23 protein-coding genes are annotated in these 22,879 nt (G+C 67.6%); 9 read left to right on the plus strand and 14 right to left on the minus strand.

Going from position 1 to position 22,879, the window contains the following annotated elements:
- Positions 1–62: 62 nt before the first annotated feature.
- The 5 genes from P6281_RS00275 to P6281_RS00295 form a co-directional block, all read right to left on the minus strand.
- The gene (locus tag P6281_RS00275) at positions 63–812 is read right to left on the minus strand and encodes an amino acid ABC transporter ATP-binding protein (protein WP_201406322.1); all 750 of its coding nucleotides are present in this window, start codon (positions 810–812) and stop codon (positions 63–65) included.
- Complete coding sequence (locus P6281_RS00280) at positions 809–2,626, minus strand: ABC transporter substrate-binding protein/permease (RefSeq protein ID WP_038534686.1); 1,818 nt, start codon at positions 2,624–2,626, stop codon at positions 809–811. Before P6281_RS00280 ends, P6281_RS00275 begins: the two co-directional genes overlap by 4 nt.
- A 50-nt stretch (positions 2,627–2,676) precedes the next feature.
- A complete protein-coding gene (locus P6281_RS00285) occupies positions 2,677–3,417 on the minus strand; it encodes a GntR family transcriptional regulator (protein ID WP_038538361.1) in 741 nt (246 codons plus the stop codon).
- A gap of 120 nt (positions 3,418–3,537) precedes the next feature.
- Positions 3,538–4,323 carry an LLM class F420-dependent oxidoreductase gene (locus P6281_RS00290; RefSeq protein ID WP_014378767.1) on the minus strand — a complete coding sequence of 262 codons (786 nt, stop codon included), beginning with the start codon at positions 4,321–4,323 and terminating at the stop codon, positions 3,538–3,540.
- 19 nt (positions 4,324–4,342) lie between these two features.
- On the minus strand, positions 4,343–5,533 hold the full coding sequence (locus tag P6281_RS00295; RefSeq protein ID WP_008262643.1) for an NADH:flavin oxidoreductase: 1,191 nt from the start codon (positions 5,531–5,533) through the stop codon (positions 4,343–4,345).
- A gap of 50 nt (positions 5,534–5,583) precedes the next feature.
- Here P6281_RS00295 and P6281_RS00300 point away from each other — a divergent pair, with 50 nt between their 5' ends.
- A complete protein-coding gene (locus P6281_RS00300; protein ID WP_008262645.1) occupies positions 5,584–6,597 on the plus strand; it encodes an NAD-dependent epimerase/dehydratase family protein in 1,014 nt (337 codons plus the stop codon).
- On the opposite strand, the gene P6281_RS00305 is transcribed toward P6281_RS00300, so the two are convergent.
- The 9 genes from P6281_RS00305 to P6281_RS00345 form a co-directional block, all read right to left on the minus strand.
- Positions 6,538–7,143, minus strand: a complete 606-nt coding sequence (locus tag P6281_RS00305) for a TetR/AcrR family transcriptional regulator (protein WP_008262648.1) — start codon at positions 7,141–7,143, stop codon at positions 6,538–6,540. The two genes, P6281_RS00300 and P6281_RS00305, sit on opposite strands and share 60 nt — an antisense overlap.
- Positions 7,144–7,149: 6 nt before the next feature.
- Positions 7,150–8,070, minus strand: coding sequence for an alpha/beta fold hydrolase (locus tag P6281_RS00310; RefSeq protein WP_324738565.1), 921 nt, complete (start codon positions 8,068–8,070; stop codon positions 7,150–7,152).
- 15 nt (positions 8,071–8,085) lie between these two features.
- On the minus strand, positions 8,086–9,294 hold the full coding sequence (locus tag P6281_RS00315; RefSeq protein ID WP_324738994.1) for a DUF1214 domain-containing protein: 1,209 nt from the start codon (positions 9,292–9,294) through the stop codon (positions 8,086–8,088).
- A gap of 2 nt (positions 9,295–9,296) precedes the next feature.
- Positions 9,297–10,100: a sugar phosphate isomerase/epimerase family protein gene (locus tag P6281_RS00320; protein WP_014383593.1), complete on the minus strand. Its 804-nt coding sequence runs from the start codon at positions 10,098–10,100 to the stop codon at positions 9,297–9,299.
- A 1-nt stretch (position 10,101) separates the two neighbouring features.
- Positions 10,102–11,271, minus strand: coding sequence for a sulfotransferase family protein (locus tag P6281_RS00325; protein ID WP_014383594.1), 1,170 nt, complete (start codon positions 11,269–11,271; stop codon positions 10,102–10,104).
- A complete protein-coding gene (locus P6281_RS00330; protein ID WP_014383595.1) occupies positions 11,268–12,395 on the minus strand; it encodes an LLM class flavin-dependent oxidoreductase in 1,128 nt (375 codons plus the stop codon). Before P6281_RS00330 ends, P6281_RS00325 begins: the two co-directional genes overlap by 4 nt.
- A gap of 213 nt (positions 12,396–12,608) precedes the next feature.
- Positions 12,609–13,703, minus strand: a complete 1,095-nt coding sequence (locus P6281_RS00335; RefSeq protein WP_008262662.1) for an inositol-3-phosphate synthase — start codon at positions 13,701–13,703, stop codon at positions 12,609–12,611.
- Between the two features lie 55 nt (positions 13,704–13,758).
- Entirely contained in the window at positions 13,759–14,301 is a 543-nt protein-coding gene (locus tag P6281_RS00340) for a PadR family transcriptional regulator (protein ID WP_003874738.1), read from the minus strand.
- Between the two features lie 161 nt (positions 14,302–14,462).
- Positions 14,463–15,341, minus strand: a complete 879-nt coding sequence (locus tag P6281_RS00345) for a DUF1707 SHOCT-like domain-containing protein (RefSeq protein WP_201408912.1) — start codon at positions 15,339–15,341, stop codon at positions 14,463–14,465.
- A gap of 120 nt (positions 15,342–15,461) precedes the next feature.
- On the opposite strand from P6281_RS00345, the gene P6281_RS00350 reads away from it, so the two are divergent.
- The 8 genes from P6281_RS00350 (at position 15,462) to rplI (ending at position 22,610) form a co-directional block, all read left to right on the plus strand.
- A complete protein-coding gene (locus P6281_RS00350) occupies positions 15,462–15,896 on the plus strand; it encodes a DUF5318 family protein (RefSeq protein WP_036396835.1) in 435 nt (144 codons plus the stop codon).
- A complete protein-coding gene (locus P6281_RS00355) occupies positions 15,893–18,484 on the plus strand; it encodes a transglycosylase domain-containing protein (protein ID WP_201408913.1) in 2,592 nt (863 codons plus the stop codon). Before P6281_RS00350 ends, P6281_RS00355 begins: the two co-directional genes overlap by 4 nt.
- A complete protein-coding gene (locus P6281_RS00360; RefSeq protein WP_065508490.1) occupies positions 18,481–20,127 on the plus strand; it encodes a glycosyltransferase family 87 protein in 1,647 nt (548 codons plus the stop codon). Before P6281_RS00355 ends, P6281_RS00360 begins: the two co-directional genes overlap by 4 nt.
- Before the next feature lies 1 nt (position 20,128).
- Positions 20,129–20,770, plus strand: a complete 642-nt coding sequence (locus P6281_RS00365) for a DJ-1/PfpI family protein (RefSeq protein ID WP_202377667.1) — start codon at positions 20,129–20,131, stop codon at positions 20,768–20,770.
- Positions 20,771–20,903: 133 nt separating this feature from the next.
- The gene (rpsF, locus tag P6281_RS00370) at positions 20,904–21,194 is read left to right on the plus strand and encodes a 30S ribosomal protein S6 (RefSeq protein WP_007771721.1); all 291 of its coding nucleotides are present in this window, start codon (positions 20,904–20,906) and stop codon (positions 21,192–21,194) included.
- 117 nt (positions 21,195–21,311) lie between these two features.
- Positions 21,312–21,830 carry a single-stranded DNA-binding protein gene (locus tag P6281_RS00375; protein WP_008262692.1) on the plus strand — a complete coding sequence of 173 codons (519 nt, stop codon included), beginning with the start codon at positions 21,312–21,314 and terminating at the stop codon, positions 21,828–21,830.
- Between the two features lie 36 nt (positions 21,831–21,866).
- Positions 21,867–22,121 carry a 30S ribosomal protein S18 gene (gene rpsR / locus P6281_RS00380; RefSeq protein WP_003874730.1) on the plus strand — a complete coding sequence of 85 codons (255 nt, stop codon included), beginning with the start codon at positions 21,867–21,869 and terminating at the stop codon, positions 22,119–22,121.
- Positions 22,122–22,151: 30 nt separating this feature from the next.
- Positions 22,152–22,610, plus strand: coding sequence for a 50S ribosomal protein L9 (gene rplI, locus P6281_RS00385; protein ID WP_008262694.1), 459 nt, complete (start codon positions 22,152–22,154; stop codon positions 22,608–22,610).
- Positions 22,611–22,879 lie beyond the last annotated feature (269 nt).

The following is a 22,879-nucleotide window of genomic DNA, read 5'->3' on the forward strand; positions in this document are numbered from 1 at the left end:
CGGGAGTCTAACCCGTTATCAGGTGCTTACAAGGTAGCTATTGCCCATTAGGGCAGTGGGGATCAAAGCACTTGGGACAAAAACCGCTGCAGCCGTTCGGTCTCGGCGGCTTCGAATATCTGCTCGGGCGGGCCCGATTCCACGACCTTGCCGTGATCCATGAAAACCACCGCGTCGGATGCCGACCGGGCGAAACCCATTTCGTGGGTTACGACAACCATTGTCATGCCGTCGGCACCGAGGTCGGCAATGAGTTCTAAAATTCCCTTGACCATTTCGGGATCCAGCGCCGAGGTCGCCTCGTCGAAAAACATCACCTGCGGCGACATCGCCAGGGCGCGGGCGATCGCCACCCGCTGTTGTTGGCCGCCCGACAGCATGCCGGGGCGGGAACCGGCCTTGTGTTTCAGGCCAACTCGGTCCAGCTGGGTCAGCGCCAAGTCGCGCGCCCGGTCGGCGGGCAGACGCCGCAACTTGCGCGGTGCCAGGGCCACGTTGTCCAGTACGGTGCGGTGCGGGAAGAGGTTGAAATGCTGGAACACCATGCCGATGCGCTGGCGTAGCTGGTCGGGATCGTCTTTCAACACCGACCTGCCGTCGAGCAGGATGTCGCCGCTGTCCGGCTCGTGCAAGCGGTTGAGCGTGCGCAGCAGCGTCGACTTGCCCGAGCCGGACGGCCCGATGACCGCCACCGTGCTGCCGGCGGGGACGTCGATATCGACGCCGCGAAGCACCGCGGTACCGTCCAGGGTTTTGTGAATGCCGTTGCACGCCAAAGAGACTGACGAACGGGCCACGACGCCCGAACTCACGTGATCTCCTGGCCGAACGTCGAGGTGAGCATGTCGGGCCGGTCCTCGGGGTCGACCGCGGCGCGACCACGGCGCAGCCGAGCGTCGATGTAATTCACCAAATGCGTTAACGGCACAGTCAATATCAGGTAGAAGGCGCCGGCGGCGACGAGCGGCGACAGGTTGCCGGTCTGCGCGTTGAGGTCGCGGCCCACCTGGAACAGCTCCCGCTGGTCGGCGACCAGGCCCAGGAAGTACACCAGCGCAGAGGCTTTCAGCAACGCGATGAATTGATTGACCAGCGCCGGCAGCACCCGTCGCACCCCCTGGGGCACCACCACCAACCGCATCGCCACCGGATAGCTGAACCCCAGCGCGCGGGACGCTTCCAACTGGCCGGGATCGACGCTTTGGATCCCCGAGCGCAGGATTTCGCCGATGTAGGCGGCGGCCATCATCCCCAACGCGGCAACGCCGATCGGATACGGGTTGTTGTTGGTCAACCCGCCCACTATCGGCCCGACACCGAGTCCGATGATCAGGATGATCACCACTTCCGGGAGCCCCCGGAAAACGTCGGTGTACACGCGCGCCGGCCAGCGCAGCCAGCGCGACTGTGATATCCCGGCGATGGCCAGCAGCATGCCCAGCGTCAGCCCGATCGCGCTGGCGCTGCTGGTCAGGATCAACGTGTTGGGCAGCCCCGTGCTGAACAGAGCGGGAATGGCCTGCCGGTACATCTCCCAGTCGAAGAACGAGTCACGCAACTGCGCAAGCGTCGACTTGGGCGCGGCCGGGCCCACGTTCTTGTGGTGTTGACTCGCCGCGATGGCGGCGAAATCCGGCAGGACCGGCGGGGGCGCGGCCAGCGATCCGGGCTTCCAGCCCGGCGGCAGGGTGCGGGGAACCCACTGCGAGTACAGGTTTGACCAGGTGCCGTCGGCGATCACGGCGTCGAGCCCGGAATTCAGTGCGTCCACCAAAGGCTTGTTGTCCTTGGCCACCGCGTACGCCACGAAGCCCTCGTTGCTGAAGGCGTGCGCCACGATCACCGCCGGATCGCCCCGCTGGATCGTGCTGGCCGCCTCCCCGGCCGGCGCCACCCACGCGTCGATCTGGCGCGTTTTGAGGCTGGCATACACGGTGGCGAAGTCGGGGTACTTCACGGGCTGCAAATGCAGATTGTCGACGACGTAGGACTCTTCGACGGTGCCCTGCACGACGCCGATGCGCTGCCGGGCGGTCAGATTGCTGAAGTCTTTTATGGCGGAGCCGGGGGGCACCACCAGCGAGTAGTAGCCGAAGTCGTAGCCGTTGGTGAAGGCGACGGTCCGGCGGCGCTCCTCGGTGGCCTTGATCGACGAGGACCCGACGTCGAAGCGGTGCGTCGCCACCTGTGCGAGCAGCCCGGCGAAATCCGTGCCGACGAAGCGGACTTGAAGACCGAGCTTGCGGGCGATCGCCCGCAGCAGCTGGTTGTCGAACCCGCTGTACTGGCCGGTGGGGGTGATGCAGATGTGGGGCGGAGCGCCCGAGAGGGTGCCGACGGTCAACACCCCCGGCGTGCCCAAACCCAGGGTGTCGACGTTCACCGAACTCAGCGGCTCGACGCCGGGCGTGGTGTGCTCGTCGGGCCGGCCCATGGCGCCGCTATGGGCCAGTTCCTCCGGCAACACGGCCGCGCTCTTCGGGCCGGCGGGCGCGCATTGGTTGCGGTCGGCCGCCGCGGGACTGGCCAGCGTGATCGACGTCGACCCCCACACCACCAGCAATGTCGAGGCCAGTGCGAACAGCTTGGCAAGGCGCGTGGCGCGCCGGCGCACGGGCAAACTCATCACTGCCACCGTATCGACCCGGCGGCGGCACGGCCCGGACAGCGCCGGTTCTACAGCACCAACGACGCTTCGGCCGAGATCGCCTCGCCGCCGGTAATCACTTGAAGGGGGCCGGCAGCCACGCGTCCGATGTCGTCGGACGGCGTGAAGACCCTGCGCCGAACCAGCTCGGCAAGCATGGTCTGGGCCATCAGGTAGGAGCGGTCGACGCAGGCCGCCCGCGCGGCGTCGGGATCGCGGCGGTGTATCGCGGAGTTCTCGTCCTCGTAGAACGGCAGTATTTCCTCGCGTCCGCCCTGATAGGTCGTCCAGAACAGGCGGGGGATGAGGTTTTGCGAGGCGCGGATCGTCGCGTGCAGCCGCGGCCCGGCGTACTCGTCGTTGACGGTGCGCCGATATTCGGCGGCGATATCGCTGAACGCGCGCGCATCCTTGGCGGCGCGCAGCGAGCGCATGAGGGTGTCGAGCTGCCCCAGGATCCGCGGGGTGGGGTTGGTCGCCGCGCGTGCGGACGCGATCCCGTTGAGCAGCCCGTCCAGTTCGTGGTGCTCGAGGACGGTGGCTTCATCGAAACGCTCGACAAAGGCGCCGCGGTGGTACCGGGTGGACACAATGCCGTCGTGCTCGAGTTGGACCAGTGCCTCCTGAATGGGGACCCGGCTGACTCCCAAGCCCAGCGCAATTTCGTTGCGGTCGACGCGGTCCCCGCTGCGCAGCTTGCCGGTCAACAACAGGTGGAGGATGTGCGAAACAACCAGGTCCTTTTCTTTGACCCCGTATTTCTTCGGCATCTTTTTGTCGAATCTCTTTCGCGCCGGTTCGGCCATCTGGCGCTGAGAGTTTCTCACGAATTGACGCGCGCGTTCACGAGTTTGGCGAATGAACCCGGAGCAAAGCCGGCGGCCGCCCATTCAGCGGTTATTGCGCCACTTGCATAACGCTTCGGCGTCGCTCAGGTCGTAACCCGGGCCGTCGCATCCCACGGTCAGCAGTGTGACGCCGAGGCCGACCAGCGTTTCGGCGTTCGCCAGCAGTTCGCCGCCGTTTTTCACGGCCGCCGAGCGTTCGATGCCGGCCGGATCGCGACCGACGTCGGCGCAGTGGCGCGCCAGGACCTCCGACTTGGCCGGGAACTCGTCGGCGGCGGTGAAGCTGTGCCAGATGTGCGCGTGTTCGGCGACCAGTCGCAGCGTCTTACGTTCGCCCCCGCCGCCGATCAGGATCGGGATCTCCCGGGTGGGCGCCGGGTTCAGCTTGGCCAGCCGGCTTTTGATCCGGGGGAGCGCGGTCGCCAGGTCGTCGAGGCGACTGCCGGCGGTGCCGAATTCGTAGCCGTACTCGTCGTAGTCCTTTTGCTTCCACCCCGAACCGATGCCCAGGATCAGTCGCCCGTCGGAGATGTGGTCGACGGTGCGGGCCATATCGGCGAGCAGTTCCGGGTTGCGGTACGAGTTACATGTCACCAGCGCACCAATCTGAATGCGCGACGTCTGCTCGGCCCAAGCCCCGAGCATCGTCCAGCATTCGAAATGCGCGCCGTCCGGATCGCCGTAGAGCGGGAAGAAATGGTCCCAGTTGAAGGCGATGTCCACGCCGATGTCCTCGCACCGGCGCACGGCGTCGCGGATCTGACCGTACTGCGGAGCGTGTTGGGGTTGTAGCTGCACACCGATACGAACAGGAAGCTCAGAAGTCATGGCTCCACCGTAAGCCCCGTCAGGCCACCGGCGCCGCCTCGATCCGTTCGCGCACCACGCAATGCGTTCCGCTGTACACGGTGGGCATGCATTTCATGCAGTGGATGCACAACCCTTCGGTGGCGGAACCCTCTCGAAAACGGTTGACCAGGAAGGGATCTCGTAGCAGCGCGCGGGCCATGGCGACGAACTCGAACCCCTCGGCCAGGGCGCCTTCGACCGTGTCGAGCCGGTTGATGCCGCCGAGAAGGATCAAGGGCATCGACATCGCCGCGCGGAACTGGCGCGCGAGTGCTGAAAAGAACGCCTCTTCGAACGGATAGGCCCGGAACAGCCGCCAGCCCATCACGCGCAGACCCACGCCGACCGGCCGGGGTTGGGAGGCGATGAATTCGTCCATGGGGACATCGCCGCGGAAGTAGTACATCGGGTTGAGTAGCGAGCTGCCGCCGGTCAACTGCAACGCGTCGAGGTGCCCGTCGGACTCCAGCAGCCGCGCCGTGGGGATGCTGTCGTCGAGCCAGAAGCCACCCCGCACCCCGTCGTCCATGTTGAACTTGGCGGTGACGGCAACGGAGTCGCCGACGGTGGCCCGGACCCGTTCGGCGACGCGACGGGCCAGTTCGGCGCGGCGCACGGTGTCGCCGCCGTAGCGGTCGGTGCGCCTGTTCAGATTCGGGCTGAAGAACGAACTGAGCAAATAGCCATGGCCCATGTGGATTTCGAGGGCGTCGAATCCGGCGTCGACCGCGTTTTGGGCCGCTGTCCCGAAGCCGTCGACGACCGCGTCGAGTTGTTCGGCGGTGGCCGCGCGAACCAGTCCCATGGCCGGCGCGCTCACCCGGGTGGACGGCGCCAGGGTCGGCGTCCGGTTCGACAGCGTGTTGGCGACCAGCCCGGCGTGGCCGATCTGGGCGCACACGAGCGCACCCGCGGCATGCACGGCCTCGGTCAGTCGGCGCAGCTGGGGCACGCGGTCGCGGTCCAGCACGACGGTGTCGCGGTGAACGCGGCCGCCCGGGGAGATCGCGCAGTAGGCCACGGTCGTCATCGCGGCCCCGCCGCGCGCGACCTCGGTGTGGAAGTCGATCAGCGCGTCGCTGACCGTGCCGCGCGGCATCACGCCCTCGAACGTCGCCGCCTTGATGAAGCGGTTCTTCAGGGTGAGGGGACCCAGCCGCAGCGGGCTGAATGCCAGTTTCGATACCATTGGCGCCGAAATATAGCACGACGGGCTGATCACAGATCGGAGAACCACGCATGCTCGTAGCCGTGACGGGCGGAACCGGATATCTCGGCGCGCATACGGTGCGCGCATTGATCCAGGCCGGTCACGAGGTGAAGCTGTTGGCCGCCCCCACCGACCCCACCGCCGTCCTCGACCGGCTACGAACGCTCGGTCCCGTGACGGTATTGACCGGTGACGTGAGGTCCGCCGCGACCGTCGAGGAACTCCTCGCCGGAGCCGACGCCCTATTGCACGCCGCCGGCGTCGTGGGCACCGACGAACGCCGCGCGCAGTTGATGTGGGACGTCAATGCCTATGCGACGGAGGCGATCCTGACCCGCGCGGTCGCCCTCGCGCTCGACCCGGTGGTGTTGGTCAGCAGCTACAGCGCGCTGTTCCCGCCGCCCGACGGCGTCATTTCGCCCGACTCGCCCACGGCGCGCGGCCGCAGCGCGTACGCGAAGACCAAGGGGTATGCCGACCGGGTCGCGCGGCGGTTCCAGGAGACCGGCGCGCCCGTGGTGGTGACGTACCCCTCGAGCGTCGTGGGACCGGCCTTCGGCACCGCCCCCGGCGTCACCGAACAAGGGTGGGCGCCGATCGTGCGGTGGGCGGTGGCACCGAAGGTGCGCGGCGGCATGCAGATGGTCGACGTCCGTGACGTCGCCGACGTGCATGCGCGGATCATGCGGGCCGGCCGCGGCCCGCGCCGCTATGTGTGCGGTGGGCAGCTGCTCACCTTCGACGAGATGATCGACGCGCTCGAAGAGGGGCTGGGCCGGCGGGTGCGGCGCGTGCGGCTATCGCCGGGCGCGTTGCGCGGTATCGGCCGCCTGGCCGACGTCGCCGGCCGATACATCGCGCTCGGCGACGGCCTCAGTTACGAAGCGGCGCTGCTGCTGACCGCCGCCACCCCCACCGACGACAGCAAGACCCTGGGCGACCTCGGAATCGCGTGGCGATCCCCGAAAGCCGCGATCGTCGAGTCACTGCGGGTGGGACGTGGCGACGGCCGTGATCAACAGCTGCGCGATCCGGTTTCGTAGGGTCTCGGAGTCGTCCTCGACGGCGACCGTCGTGACGAACAGCGCGGCCCCTGCCGCCATCGCCAGGGTTGCCCGGGCGTCGACGTCGGCTCGGCGGCGCTTGGCGGGCGTCGTCGCCTGCACGTCGTCGGCGAAAAGCTGCACGGCCGGCCCGCTGAACCTTGCCCACAGGTCCCGGCGTAAGTCGTCGTTTTCGCCGAGGGCCAGCAGCAGACCCGGGACCGCGGCCCGCACGTCGGGCCTGGCGAACAGCTCGTGACTTCCGCGCACCACCCAGTCGATCCAGCCGGTCAGATCGGTACCGGAAAACGGTGCCAGATCAGGGGTTTCACCGAGGATGGCGTGCAGCACCAGTTCCGCCTTGGACGACCAGCGACGGTTCAGGCTGGATCGCCCGACGCCGGTCCGCGCCGCGACGAGGCGCATGCTCAACCCGTCCCACCCGACCTCGACCAGCAGGTCACGGGTCACCGACAGCACGCGCTCGTCGATCGAGGTGTCACGCGGCCGCCCGGAGGCCCTGGCGCTGCGGTCGTGGTCGGTCATGACGGCTCAGGGTGCGTCGAGCACCCCGCGCAGCAGGTCGATCAGCGCGAGGGGTTGGTCGCTCTGCACGGAGTGCCCCGAGTTCTCGACCACGTGGGCGGCGCGGAAATGCCTTGCGCGACGGGCGAGTTCGGCCGCGTCGTCGTCGCTGACGAAGCCCGAACTGCCACCGCACACGAGCGTCACGGGTGCGGACAACGCGTCGACGTCGTCCCACAGGCCGGAGCAGTCGGGGAAGGTGCGGATGGCGTCGTAGCGCCACGTCCAGCTACCGTTGTCGAGCTTGCGGGAGTTGTGGAACACCCCGCGGCGCAGCGCCTTCACCTCGCGGTGCGGCGCGGCGGCGATCGTCAGGTCCAGCATGGCCTGGAAGCTGGGGAACTCCCGTTCGCCGTGCATCAGCGCGACCGTGCCCTGCTGCTCCTTGGTCATCTCGGAATGGCGTTGCAGCGCCGAGGGGGTGACGTCGATCAGCACGAGTTCCTTGACCAGCTCGGGTGCCACCGCGCCCAGCCGGATCGCGGTCAGCCCGCCGAGCGACATGCCGACGACGAGGTCGGCCGACGGTGCGTGCTGGCGCAGGAGCGGCAGCAAGGTGTCGGCGTTGAGCCGCGGCGAATAGTCGCCGTCCTCGCGCCAGGCGGAGTGGCCATGGCCGGGAAGGTCGACCGCCAGCGCGGGCTCACCGAGGCCGACGATGACCGTGTCCCAGGTGTGCGCGTTCTGTCCGCCGCCGTGGATGAACACGATGCGCGGCGCGGCGCCGCCCCAGCGCAGCGCGCTGATCTTGCCCTCACCGTTGCCCGATTCGACGCGTTCGACGTCGGGCAGCGGGCCGGACACCCCGGCCTGCTCGGCGTTTTCATGCAACAGCGCGAATTCAGGTAGCTCCGCCAGCTCGTCCTCAGATACGTCGGTCACGATCATTGACCCTAGACCGCTCTAGAGGACATAGCGGCGGCGAATGCCGCGGAAGCGTTCCCACATCTGGGCGGCGCGTTCTCCGGCGCTCACCATGGCGGTTCCTTCGGGGAGCGCGCCGCGCAGCGCGTCATACTTGACCACCCGGGTGTCCAGCGCGGCGGGTTTGCCCTCGAGCATGTGCCGATAGGTCAGGTTGCCGCGTTCGAAGCCCTGGGTGTCGAGCCAGTTGTGCACGCCGGGATCACGGTGAGCCATCACCAGCCGGATGCGTCCGTCGCGGTCGATCTTGGTGCGGCTCGGCGTGTAGCTCACCGGGCGGTACAGGTAGTCCATGCTGTTGAAGAAGACGCCCATGTTGGTGAACATCCACAACCCGTCGTGGGCGTCGAATTCGACGATCAGCGCCTCGTCGGCGGCCAGCTCCCAATACATGTTGGTGGCGGCTCGGCCGCGCTTGGTGTCGGCGTCGGTCGCGCCGGCGCCGTTAAACCTGTTCGGGTGGTCGGCGTCGACGCCGCCGTATTGGAACGGGAACTCGGGCCAATCCGACATCAGGCCGGTGACGAAATCGCCGGCCCACCGCATCGCCTCGACCATGTCGGCGGGCGTGGGCAGCGGTTTGGGGCCGGCCATGTCGACGCGCTCGATGCGTAGCTGCGCGGGGAGCTCGTCCCAGCGGTCAAACCCCTGGCGGATGAACAGCTTTCGTGAGCCGGACGTGGTGGGCAGCCAGTTCGGCCCGCGCTCCGGACCGCCGATGTAGAGCTCGAACGCCCCGTCTTCGCCGGTGCGGAGCTGATGGCCGAGCAGGTTGGCTTCCGGTGTGTCGCCGAAGGGTTCGTGCAGCACGCCGGGTCCGGGGGTGCGTCGGCCCTGCACGGTGACGTTGAAGAATCGCGCGGTGCCGCGGGTGCCGGTGAGCCGGTAGGTCGAGTGCCCGTCGATCCAGGCCTGTTGATAGGTGAAGTCGGCGCAGTCACCGCCGAGCTTGCGGGTGGGGCCGCTGAAGGTGTGCAGCGCGGGGTAGCCGGTGTCGCGAGTTTCGAGGGCCAGGTCGAAGGCCTGGCCGAGGTTTTGGGTGAGGAACCGGTAGGCGTCGACGCGATGACTGCCCGACGTGGGGTTGGGGTCCTTGAAGACGCGCTCGCCGGCGCGCCGCAGCCGCTCGCAGAATTCGGTCCAGGCTTCCTGGAGGGCCGCGTCGTCCGGACCGTCACCGAAGGCCATGCTCACGCCCCCAGCCTGGCCAGCATCGCGCCGACGACATCGCATGCGCGCCGGGACGATTCGAGCCTGCCCTCGCGGTCGATGCGGGGCCCGATAAGCTCCAGGTCGAAGCCGTGGTTGTAACCGCCGGCGAGCACCCGGGCCACGAACGTTTCGATGGGGATGGCGCCGTCGCCGGGGACCGCACGGTTCGGCAGCGCCCGGTCGCCGAGCACGTAGTCGCTCAGCTGGATGAGCGCCGTGCGCGGTAGCGCCCGTTGCACCTGGGCATCGAAATCGCCTTCGGCCCAGCAGTGGAACACGTCGATGCACACCTGTAGGTCGCACATCTCCGCCAGGGCGACGGTGTCTCGCAGGGTGTGGGCGACGTGGATGTCGGCGTACAGGCTGGACGCGTTCTCGATCGCCAGCGCCACTCCGGTGGCCTTCGCGCGCGCGGCGCACGGCGCGACCATCTCGCAGAAGCGCTCGGCGCCCTGGTTCCAGGTCAGGTCTCCGCGTCCGCCGGTGAGCATGTAGACCGTGTGCGCGCCCACCTCGGCCGCCGCGTCGATGACGGCGGACAGCGCATCCCGGGCGGCGTGGGCGTCGGAGGTCAGGCAGCCCTCGGCGAAGAGGTGGTACACCGCCTCCACGGTATAGTCGTTGTGCCGAAACAGTTTTGACAACTCCGGGTCGAGCAGCTGGCCGTCCAGGATGCTCAACCGGGATACGCCGAGCGTCGCCCAGTGCTCGTGCAGCTCGGCCAGCGAAGCGCCGTAGAAGGTGACGTTGTGGACGGACAGCCGTTGGTGTGCGCCCGTCATGTCAGCCCCGTTTTTCGATCGCGACGCCGAACCGGTCGCGGAAGGGCTTGAATTCGGCGTGCAGGGCGTCGAGGTCTTCTCCGATGTCTGTGAGCAGTTGCGTGGAGTAGTGGAACTTGCCGTAGCGGTCGCCGCGATTGTCGGCCAGGTACGCGCGCATCGCCGCCTCCGCCTCGGCGGTCAGTTCGCGACCGCAGAACGTGTAGTAACGCCGCACGGCGCCAACGTGATCGGTGATGAAGTCGGCGTAGCGGAGGTGCAGGATGCGGGGATCATCGACCAGCGGGTTGCTCATGGTGTTGGCGACGCCGGCGCGCGTCAACTCCAGATGCATCTTGGCCAAGGCGTGCAGGTCGACGGTGCCGACCATGCCTTCGGCGATGTCGGCCATCATCATGGTGCGTGAGGCGGCGACCTGCACGGGGTCGCGGTGCAACCAGACCATCCGCGCGTCGGGATAGGTGTCGAACAGCTCCTTGAGCCGGAATCCGTGAAAGCCCTTCAGCACCCAATACTTTCGCGGCCTGCGGTATTGGAGCTGTTGCAGCATGGCCTTGTGTAGCCGGTACTGTGCGTCCGGGTCGGTGGCCAGGCCCCCGACCAGTGACTGCATGGGCACCCGCCACCACGCGGTGGGTGTCATGACGCGGAAGTCGAACGCCCAGGTGCGTTCGTCCTCGGGCAGGCCGTCGCCCAGCATGTCGTTGTAGGGATGGCTGCGCAGCCATTTGGGCATCTTCGCGTTGATCTCGCGCCAGTCGGCGTCGGCGCGTGCCCGGCGCTCGTCGTCGGGTCCCGCGAGTCCCGGCGGCGGGGACGGATACATCACCTCCCAGAACCGTAGCGCCCGAGCGCCCGGGTCGACCGACATCAGGGCGTGCATCAGCGTTGTCCCCGAGCGTGGTTCGCCCGTGACGAACATCGGCGAATCGATCACTTCCTCGGCGATCGGGTAGCGGTTGCGGTCTTCGATGAGTTCGAGCCGCGAGGTCAGCAGCCATCGACATACCTGCGCGGCTTCGAATCTGCCGTCGGCGTCCAGGCCGAGGCCGTTGAGATGGTCGACGGCGACGGCGAAGCGCTCCGGCAATGTCGGGTCGCCGTAGTCGTGCAGTCCGGTTTCGGCCTCGGCGGCGGCGAGCAACTCCGCGGCGTCCAAAAGCGTTGTCACGACGGGTCTCCGCAGAGCCGCATGAGTTCGTCCTCGGCGGCGCGGACGTTCGCCGCCGAGGTCTGCGCGTAGGCCAGCCCGGCCATGGCGCCGTAGTCGAGGATCTTGGGTACGCGCAGGCCGGCGTCCACATAGGTCTTGACGATTCTGGCGACCTCTTTCGGTGTCCCGTGGGGCACGACGGACAGCACCATCTCGGGCCGCACCTTGCCCAGGAACTCGGCGATGCGGTCCCGGGTGAGCACCGCGGGGTCGATGTCCTGAAAGCCACGCCAACCGTCGCCCATGGGGTGTTCGAAACCGAAGTCGCGCAACGTCTTCGCGGACACCTGCAGCAGAAACGCCTTGACCAGGGGAGCCTGCAGGATCTCGGCGAGGGCCGCGTCGTCCTCGCCGATCAGGCACACCTGGATGAACGACGGTGTGATCGCCATCGGGTCGCGGCCGGCGCGTTCCGCGGATGTCCTCACCGCGGTGAGCATCTCGGCGTAGTGCCCGGGAGTCCAGGCGCCCGCCGGCCACCACCCGTCGGCGTGCCTGCCGGCGATGTCGAGCATCCGCGGGCCGCTGGCGCCGATCCAGATCTGCGGAGGCCGGCCTTCGTAGGGTTCGGTGTCCAGTCGGGCGTGGTGCAGCGAGTAGAACTGGCCGTCGAAATCGACCGGGCCGTCGCTGCGCCAGAGCAGCCGGATCACCGTCAAAGCCTCCTCGAATCGGCTGACCGGACGGGAGAAGTCGAAACCGTAGGGCAGCGTGTTTTCGCTCTCGCCACTGCCCAGGCCGAGGATGAAGCGCCCCTTGGCGAGGTGATCGATGGTCAGCGCCGTCTGCGCGAGCATCACGGGATGGCGGCGCACGGTGTCGACCACGGCGCTGACGATCGGCACCCGCTCGGTCAGCACGGCCGCCGCGGCCGCGACCGCGAGCCCGTCGAGGTGACGGTGCGGCGATGGGGACGCGGTAGCCAGGTCGGTGAACTCGGGAGTCCAGATCGAGTCGGGCCAGAAGCTGACCATATGGTCGGGCAGCCAAATCGAGTGGTAGCGGCCGCTGTCGAGTTCGCCGAGCCGCGACAGGTCGAGGGGCAGCGTTGTGCGGAGGAACGCCGCGGGTTGAACGGTCATCGAGAGATGATGCTAAGCACCCGCACAGCGTTGTGTCGATGAATCGGCTATTGCGCCCTCAACCCCGGCCGAGGTACGCCCTCAACCCCGGCCGAAGTGCGCCCTCAACCCCCGCCGAGGTACGCCCTCACCCCCGGCCGAACGTCGAGTTGTTGGCCGCCTGCACGGCGTGTCGCCGCAACAACTCGACGTTCGCGGAGCAAGGAAGGAGCGTTAGCCCGAGATGAACTCTTCGAGCTGGGTGCGCGCGATGTCGTCGGGCAGCTGCTGCGGCGGGCTCTTCATCAGGTAGGCCGACGCCGGGATCACCGGGCCGCCGATGCCGCGGTCCTTGGCGATCTTGGCGGCGCGCACCGCGTCGATGATGACGCCGGCGGAGTTCGGCGAGTCCCAGACCTCGAGCTTGTACTCCAGGTTCAGCGGCACGTCACCGAAGGCCCGGCCCTCGAGCCGGACGTAGGCCCACTTGCGGTCGTCGAGCCAGCCGACGTGATCGGACGGGCCGATGTGCACGTCTTTGGTCTTGAACTCGCGCTGCAGGTTGGAGGTCACGGCCTGCGTCTTGGAGATCTTCTTGGACTCCAGCCGCTCGCGCTCGAGCATGTTGAGGAAGTCCATGTTGCCGCCGACGTTGAGCTGCATGGTGCGGTCCAGCTGCACGCCGCGGTCCTCGAACAGCTTGGCCATCACGCGGTGGGTGATGGTCGCGCCGACCTGGCTCTTGATGTCGTCGCCCACGATCGGCACACCCGCGTCGGCGAACTTCTTGGCCCACACCGGGTCCGACGCGATGAACACCGGCAGCGCGTTGACGAATGCCACGCCGGCGTCGATGGCGCACTGGGCGTAGAACTTGTCGGCCTCCTCCGAGCCCACCGGCAGGTAGGACACCAGCACGTCGACGTTGGCCTCGCGCAGCGCCTTGACCACGTCGACGGGGTCGGCATCGGACACCTCGATGGTGTCGGCGTAGTACTTGCCGATGCCGTCGAGCGTCGGGCCGCGCTGCACCGTCACGTTGGTGGGCGGCACGTCGGCGATCTTGATGGTGTTGTTCTCCGAGGCGAAGATGGCCTCGGACAGGTCGAACCCGACCTTCTTGGCGTCCACGTCGAACGCGGCGACGAACTTCACGTCGCGCACGTGGTACTGGCCGAACTTCACGTGCATCAAGCCGGGCACGGTGCTGTTCTCGTCGGCGTCGTAGTAGTACTGCACGCCCTGAACCAGCGAAGACGCGCAGTTACCGACGCCGACAATGGCGACTCGTACCTCCGTCGACGCAAGCGGCGCGTTCTGCTCACTCATATGGGCGTTCTCCTAACCTCTGACCTCTGACTGGATGCTGGGTTCGTGCGGGGGATTATGTTTGCTCGGAGAGGCCGGGCATAGCCCGCTCCGCAGCAATGAGCTCGTTGAGCCACTTGACTTCGCGCTCACTGGACTCGAGCCCCAATTGATGAAGCTGGCGGGTGTAGCGGTCGAACGAGCTACTGGCCCGCGCCACGGCTTCACGCAGACCCTCCCGCCGTTCCTCGACCTGACGGCGGCGGCCTTCCAGAATGCGCATCCGCGCCTCTGCCGGAGTCCGGTTGAAGAAGGCCAGGTGTACCCCGAAGCCGTCGTCGGTGTAGTTGTGCGGACCGGTGTCGGCCACCAGCTCACCGAAACGCCGACGGCCCTCGTCGGTCAACTGGTAAACGCGCCGGGCCCGCCGGACAGGCGTCCCGGCCGGCGCGGCGTCCTCGGCGATCAACCCTTCGGCCTGCATGCGACGCAGGGCCGGGTAGAGCGAACCGTACGAAAACGCCCGGAACGCGCCGAGTAAACCGGTCAACCGTTTGCGCAACTCGTAGCCGTGCATGGGCGACTCGATGAGGAGACCCAGGATGGCAAGCTCCAGCATCGATTCACCCCCTCACAAGACGGTTTGCATGGCTAGTTACGACGGTCCGACGCCTCGCGCAATCGTATCGTCCCGATATATTAGCCACAACACCACTCGGTGTTGGTTTGCAGTTCGTCACAGCCCACCGGGGGGTCGAGTTACGCCGGGGGGACGGGGCGTTACGTGGGCAAACTCATCTGTTTGACGGTGCCGTCACCGCCGAATGCGATGTAGCCGCCGCCGTAGTCACTGGAGACATAGAGCGACAGCGTCAGCGCCCCGGGTGTGGTCGGGTCTTTTGCCGGCTCGACGATCAGGTACGTCGATTTCACGTCGGACGGCTTCATGCGCAGGGTCTGCGGGGCGCCGCGCATGATGCCCACCGCCGCGTTGACGTCGAATTTGCTCAGGTCGACCGGCGCCGGACCGTCCGAGGAACTCTTGGCCGAGCTGGTCGGATCGCCCCATCCGCCCCGGTAGGTGTAAGCAAGGATTCGCCGGTCGTCGGAGGGATCCGGGCGGTCCAACGCCGCATACGTCGGGTAGATCACCAGCCGGTAGCCCATGGTGTCGCCGAACCGTTTGCGCATCTGCTCGAGCAATCCCGTGAGCCCGCCCACCGAGTGCAGTTGCGTCGGCGGCGTCAGGACCACGGCGGCGACGCCGTCGGGCTTCGCTCCTGGGTCCGTGGTGAAGTCCAGCGGCGAGCGGGTGTTGCCGTAGAGGCCCCATCCGATGCCCATGCCCAGCAGGACCGAGACGACGAAGGCGGCGGCCGGTATGCCCCACCCGCCCAGCCGCGGCCGCCGGGGCCGCGAGTCGAGGGCGGGCAGTTCCCGCCCGGTGTTGGATTGCAGATCGCGCACCAGAGCCTGCAGGTCGCCCAGTGTCACCGCCTTGGTGGCCGCGCTGACCCTTTCCCGATGCTCCTCGGCGGAGACCTCGCCGTCGCTCAGCGCGTTGTCGAGGATCGTGCAGGTGTCCTGACGGTCGCTGTCCCTGGCGCGGGTGGACGCCGTCAACCCGCCGGCCAGCGGTGTCCCGAGCCATTTCGCCACGGGATGATCGTAGAAGTCCGGCTCGCGTTGGGCGCAGAAACCGACACCGAGCAGCGCGGCAGGCCCGCCACAGTTTTGGTTGCGTATCACTGGTCGGGATGGCGTCGTACTCTGGTGGGCGTGCGACTGCAGCGACAAGTGGTGGATTACGCGCTTCGGCGGCGCTCACTGCTGGCCCAGGTGTATTCGGGCCGGACGGGCGTGTCCGAGGTGTGTGACGCGAACCCGTATCTGCTGCGCGCCGCCAAGTTTCACGGGAAAACGAGCCAGGTCATGTGCCCGATCTGCCGCAAGGAGCAGCTGACCCTGGTCTCGTGGGTGTTCGGCGAACACCTGGGCCCGGTCTCGGGCTCGGCGCGGACCGCCGAGGAGTTGGTGATGCTGGCCACCCGCTTCGAGGAGTTCGCGGTCCACGTGGTGGAGGTGTGCCGCACGTGCAGCTGGAACCACCTCGTCAAGTCATACGTGCTCGGCGCCGCGCGCCCGGCATCTCCTCCCAGGGGCAGCGGGCGCTCGCGGGCGGCGCGCAACGGCGCCCGCACGGCCACTGAATGAGCTCGAATGACGAAGGACGGCACAGCCAGTCGTCCGGTGACCAACGTGGGCCAGGGGCCGAGCGGGTGGGCAACCGCGACAACGACGACCGTCCGCAGGATCCCGGACAGCGCAATGCGCCGCGACCGTCCAACCGCCGCCGGCAGGGGCCGCCCGACGATCGCCTGACCACGATCCTGCCGGCGGTCAGAGACGACCAGGCGCCGCGGCGCTCCGACCCGATCGACGAAGTCAAAGCCGCCTTGGCGGGCCCACCGTCGACGCCGTTGCGCCGTGACGCGATCGACGAGGTCAAGGCCGCCTTGGACAGCCGCGGGCCGGCGTCGGGCCGGCAGCAGCGCGCCGGCTCCGGAGGTCGCCCACCCGGCGGACCTCCGCCGCGGCCTGGCCGGCCCGGCGGATCCGGCGGACCCGGCAGGCGGGCGGCCGGACCGTGGCGCGACTGGGCCTGGACCCAGCAGATCAACTGGCTGTGGGTGCGCCGCGCCGCCTACCTGTGTGCGGCCGTGCTGGTGCTGTTACCGATCGTCACCTTCGCGATGGCGTACTTCATCGTCGACATTCCCAAGCCGGGGGACCTTCGCACCAACCAGGTGTCGACCATCCTGGCCAGCGACGGCTCGGAGATCGCCAAAATCATTCCGCCGGAAGGCAATCGAGTCGACGTCAACCTCAACCAAGTGCCCGTGCACGTCCGCCAGGCGGTGATCGCCGCCGAAGACCGCAACTTCTATTCCAACCCCGGCTTCGACTTCAGCGGCTTCGCGCGGGCGGTGAACAACAACCTCTTCGGCAGCGGGGACCTGCAGGGTGGATCGACGATCACCCAGCAATACGTGAAGAACGCCCTCGTCGGGTCGGCGCAGCACGGCATCAGCGGCCTGATGCGCAAGGCCAAGGAATTGGTCATCGCCACCAAGATGTCGGGGGAGTGGTCCAAAGACGAAGTGCTGCAGTCCTATCTGAACATCATCTACTTCGGGCGCGGCGCGTACGGCATCTCCGCGGCATCGAAGGCCTACTTCGACAAGCCGGTCGAGCAGCTCACCGTATCGGAGGGGGCACTGCTGGCGGCCCTCATTCGGCGGCCCTCCACCCTGGACCCGGCCGTCGACCCCAAGGGCGCCCTGGCGCGGTGGAACTGGGTGCTCGACGGCATGGTGGAGACCAAGGCGCTGTCGTCGAACGACCGTGCCGCGCAGGTGTTCCCGCAGACCGTGCCGCCCGATCAGGCGCGCGCACAGAACCAGACGACCGGGCCCAACGGGCTCATCGAGCGCCAGGTGACCCGAGAACTGATGGATCTGTTCAACATCGACGAACGGACGCTGAACACCCAGGGGCTTCAGGTCACCACCACCATCGACCCCAAGGCCCAGCAGGCCGCCGAGAAGGCCGTGTCGAAATACCTCGACGGCCAAGACCCCGACATGCGCACGGCGGTGGTGTCGGTCGATCCGCACGACGGCTCCATCCGCGCCTACTACGGCGGCAGCGACGCCAACGGCTTCGACTTCGCTCAGGCCGGGTTGCAGACCGGTTCCTCGTTCAAGGTGTTCTGCCTGATCGCCGCGCTCGAGCAGGGGATCGGCCTGGGTTATCAGGTGGACAGTTCGCCGTTGACCGTCGACGGCATCAAGATCACGAACGTCGAGGGCGAAAGCTGCGGGACGTGCAACATCGCCCAGGCGCTCAAGCAATCGTTGAACACCTCGTATTACCGGCTGATGCTCAAGCTCAAGGGCGGACCGCAGGCCGTGGCCGACGCCGCGCACCGGGCCGGCGTCGCGACCAGCTTCCCCGGCGTCCCCCACACCCTGTCCGAGGACGGCAAGGGTGGACCACCGAACAACGGAATCGTGCTGGGCCAGTATCAAACCCGGGTGATCGACATGGCCTCGGCGTATGCCACGCTGGCCGCCTCCGGCGTCTATCATCGGCCGCATTTCGTGCAGAAGGTGGTCAATTCCGACGGCCAGGTGTTGTTCGATGCGAGCAAGTCCGAGGACAACGGCGAGCAGCGCATCCCCAAGGCCGTCGCCGACAACGTCACCGCCGCCATGGCACCGATCGCCAGCTACTCGCGCGGCCACGCCCTCGCCGGCGGCAGGCCATCGGCGGCCAAGACCGGCACCACGCAGCTGGGTGACACCAACTCGGACAAGGACGCCTGGATGGTCGGCTACACGCCGTCGCTGTCGACGGCCGTGTGGCTGGGCACCGCCAAAGGCGACGAACCGCTCGTAACGGCCTCGGGCGCACCGGTTTACGGGTCGGGGCTGCCATCGGATATCTGGAAGGCCACCATGGACGGCGCGCTCAAGGGCACCTCCAACGAATCCTTCCCCAAGCCGACCGAGATCGGCGGCTACGCGGGCGTGCCGGCGCCGCCGCCCCCGCCGAAGCCGCCGGCCGAAACCGTCATTCAGCCCACCATCGAAGTGGCGCCGGGCATCACCATCCCGGTCGGCCCGCCCACCACGATCACGCTCGCGCCACCGCCGCCCGGCGGCGGCCCGCCGGGCGCTCCGGAGCCGGGCGGCGGTGTCCCGCCGGGTGGGCCCCAAGCGCCGCCCCCGCCGCCGTGACCGGGGACGCGGAACACGGAGCCACCATTTCACCGCGGCCATTGGCCGCGGACCTACGCAGCGCCGACAACCGAGACTGCCCGAGCCGCACCGACTTTCTGGGCGCCGCGCTCGCCGACGTCGTCGGGGGTCCCGTCGGCCGGCACGCGCTGATTGGCCGCGCTCGGTTGATGACGCCGCTGCGGGTGATGTTCCTGATCGGGTTGGTCTTTTTGGCGCTCGGCTGGTCGACCAAGGCGGCCTGCCTGCAAAGCACCGGCACCGGCACCGGCGATCAGCGCGTGGCCAATTGGGACAACCAGCGCGCCTACTACGAGCTGTGCTATTCCGACACGGTGCCGCTCTACGGCGCGGAGTTGTTGAGCCAGGGCAAATTTCCGTACAAGTCGAGCTGGATCGAGACCGACTCCACCGGCGCCCAGCAGATCCGCTACGACGGCCGGCCCGCGGTGCGGTACATGGAGTATCCCGTGCTGACGGGGATGTACCAGTACGTGTCGATGGCGCTGGCCAAGACCTACACGGCGCTGAGCAAGCTGGCCCCGCTTCCGGTGGTCGCCGAGGTCGTGATGTTCTTCAACGTCTCGGCGTTCGGACTCGCGCTGGCCTGGCTGGCCACCGTCTGGGCGTCCGCGGGCCTGGCCGGGCGGCGGGTCTGGGATGCGGCCCTGGTGGCGGCATCGCCGGTGCTGATCTTTCAGATCTTCACCAACTTCGACGCGCTGGCAACGGGTTTCGCGATGGCCGGATTGCTGGCCTGGGCGCGGCGCAGGCCGATGCTGGCCGGTGTGCTGATCGGGTTGGGGGCGGCGGCAAAGCTGTACCCGTTGCTGTTCCTGGGTCCCATGCTGCTGCTGGGAATCCGGACCGGGCGGCTGCGGGCGTGGGGCCGCACCGCGGCGGCGGCCGTGGTGACCTGGCTGCTGGTGAACCTGCCCGTGCTGGTGTTCTTTCCGCGCGGATGGTCGGAGTTCTTCCGGCTCAATACGCGACGCGGCGACGACATGGACTCGTTGTACAACGTCGTGAAGTCGTTCACCGGCTGGCGGGGTTTCGATCCCAAGCTGGGTTTCTGGCAACCGCCGACGGTGTTGAACACGGTCGTCGCGGTGTTGTTCGTGACGTGTTGTGCGGCAATCGCATTCATAATCCTGACCGCTACGCGGCGACCGCGGGTGGCGCAGGTCGTGTTCTTGGTGGTGGCTGCTTTCCTGCTGACCAACAAGGTGTGGAGTCCGCAGTTCTCGCTGTGGCTGGTGCCGCTGGCGGTGCTGGCTCTGCCGCATCGACGGGTGCTGCTGGCGTGGATGACCATCGACGCGCTGGTGTGGGTGCCGCGGATGTATTACCTGTACGGCAATCCCAATCGTTCGCTGCCCGAGCAGTTCTTCACCACCACGGTGCTGTTGCGTGACGTCGCGGTCATCGCGTTGTGCGCGCTGGTGATCCGCCAGATCTACCGGCCCGACGAGGATTTGGTGCGCTGGGGCGGACGGGTGGACGACCCGGCGGGCGGGCCGTTCGACCGCGCACCCGACGCCCCGCCGGGCTGGCTGCCGGACTGGCTGCGGCCGATGGGCTCACGCCGCGCGAGCGCCCCCGTGCCCGAGGACGCCGACGAACAACCGGCACTGGCGCCATGACATGACCCAGGTCGCCATCCCGATCTTTCCGCGCTTCACCGCTCTGGACGCGGTGGGGCCCTACGAGGTGCTGCAACGCATTCCGTCGATCGAGGTCGCATTCGTCGGGCACCGCCGCGGTGAGGTGCGGACCGACAACGGAATGCTCGGCGTCACCTGCGACGCCACTTTCGATGAGGTGAGCGCCCCGGAAGTGGTGGTGTTTCCCGGCGGCATCGGTACCCGCCAACTGATCCACGACGAGGCCATCCGGGACTGGCTGCGGGCGGTGCATCCGAACACCAGGTTCACCACCTCGGTCTGCACCGGCTCATTGCTGTTGGCTGCGGCCGGACTGCTCGAGGGGTTGACCGCCACCACCCACTGGGGCGCCGCCGACCTGCTCAACAATTTGGGCGCGCGCTACGTGCCCGAGCGGGTCGTCGAGCACCTGCCGCAGCGGATCATCACCGCGGCCGGGGTGTCCAGCGGCATCGACATGGCGTTGCGGCTGGTGGAGTTGCTCGTCGACCGCCAGGCCGCGCAGGCCGCCCAGCTGCTCATCGAATACGACCCGCAGCCGCCCTTCGATTCCGGTGCGCTCGCCAAGGCCGATCCGGCGACGCTGGCCAGGGTCAAGGAATACATGGCCGCCCGGCGGTAGCGGGGTTGCGCCGTCGCGCGGATTTTCTGGTCAGCCCTGTATCCGGTAGCCTGGGGCGGTTGCCGACGCAGGCGACCCTCCTGCCACGGATCGACCGTGGCCGCTTGAGACCAGAGGAGGTGGTGAGGTTTCCATGCGTCCATACGAAATCATGGTCATTCTTGACCCCACGCTCGACGAGCGCACCGTTGCCCCGTCCTTGGAGACGTTCCTGAACGTCGTCCGCAAGGATGGCGGATCCGTCGACAAGGTCGACATCTGGGGCCGGCGCCGGCTGGCCTACGAGATCGCCAAGCACGCCGAAGGCATCTACGTCGTCGTCGACCTGAAAGCCGAGCCCGCGACGGTGTCCGAGCTCGACCGCCAGCTGAGCCTCAACGAGTCGGTACTGCGCACCAAGGTGATGCGCACCGACAAGCACTAACAATCGTGGCCGCGCCGTGGACCCACGGCGGGGCGCACCTGCGTAGGCTCAGCGAGGACACGCTCATGACATCCACTACCGGAGCGGCGAGCAACAGCGTGGAACGAGGAGGAAACTGTGGCTGGTGACACCACTATCACCGTCGTCGGAAACCTGACCGCAGACCCAGAACTGCGGTTCACTCCGTCGGGTGCCGCCGTCGCGAATTTCACGGTGGCGTCGACGCCTCGGATCTATGACCGCCAGAGCGGGGAGTGGAAGGACGGCGAGGCGCTGTTCCTGCGATGCAACATCTGGCGGGAAGCCGCCGAGAACGTCGCCGAAAGCCTCACCCGCGGCTCCCGTGTGATCGTCACGGGCCGGCTCAAGCAGCGTTCGTTCGAGACCCGCGAAGGTGAGAAGCGCACCGTCGTCGAGGTCGAGGTCGACGAGATCGGCCCCTCGCTGCGCTATGCCACGGCCAAGGTCAACAAGGCCTCGCGCAGTGGCGGTGGCGGCGGCGGCTTCGGCGGTGGTGGCGGCGGTGGATCCCGCCAGCAGGCGGCGCCCGCGACCAGCGCACCGGCCGACGACCCGTGGGGCAGCGCGCCGGCATCGGGCTCGTTCGGCGGCGGCGACGACGAACCGCCCTTCTAAGAACTTCAGCAGTAGAAAAGGGAAAGAAAGACAGACATGGCCAAGTCCAACAAGCGGCGCCCGGCTCCGGAAAAGCCGGTCAAGGCGCGGAAGTGTGTCTTCTGCGCCAAGAAGGATCAAGCGATCGACTACAAGGACACCGCGCTGCTGCGCACCTACATCAGTGAGCGCGGCAAGATCCGTGCGCGTCGCGTCACCGGCAACTGTGTGCAGCACCAACGCGACATCGCCATCGCGGTGAAGAATGCCCGCGAAGTGGCGCTGCTGCCCTTCACCTCCTCGGCGCGGTAGGCGTCGAAGGCCAACTGAAAGTTACGAACGATGAAGCTGATTCTGACGGCTGACGTCGACCACCTTGGTACCGTCGGCGACACTGTCGAGGTCAAGGATGGCTACGGCCGCAACTACCTGCTCCCGCGCGGACTGGCGATCGTGGCCTCGCGCGGCGCGCAGAAGCAGGCCGACGACATCCGCCGGGCCCGCGAAACCAAGGCGGTGCGCGACCTCGGCCACGCCAACGAACTCAAGACGGCGATCGAGGCGCTGGGACCGGTCTCGCTGCCAGTGAAGACCGCGGCGGATTCCGGGAAGCTGTTCGGCTCGGTGACCGCCGGCGACGTCGTCGCCGCGATCAAGAAGGCCGGCGGTCCCAACCTGGACAAACGGATCGTCCGGCTGCCGAAGTCGCACATCAAAGCCCTCGGTACTCACCCGGTGGCGGTGCACCTGCACCCCGAGGTCGACGTCGAGGTCGCGCTCGAAGTGGTCGCGCAGAGCTAAGCACCCGACATTTGCTCATTCCCGGCGGTGGCCTTGATCGGCCGCCGCCGGGCTTTTTGCGCTGCGGGCTTGCGGCCGTTGTTTGCCACGGGTGGTCGCGGACGTGCTCCCTAGCGAACGATTTCTGGGCCGCATCCGAACGGTCCGCGTTACCGGCCCGTAACGCTGGGAAAATATGGCGGAAAGCCAACACGCCCGGGACCGTAACCCGGCCCGACACGCCGTAGAGATTCTTGTCCACATGGTTTTCATGGCGTTGTATGGCCGGT

The sequence above is a fragment of the Mycobacterium sp. 5-140-3-2 genome (genome assembly GCF_035666375.1).
GTDB classification, from domain to species: domain Bacteria; phylum Actinomycetota; class Actinomycetes; order Mycobacteriales; family Mycobacteriaceae; genus Mycobacterium; species Mycobacterium intracellulare.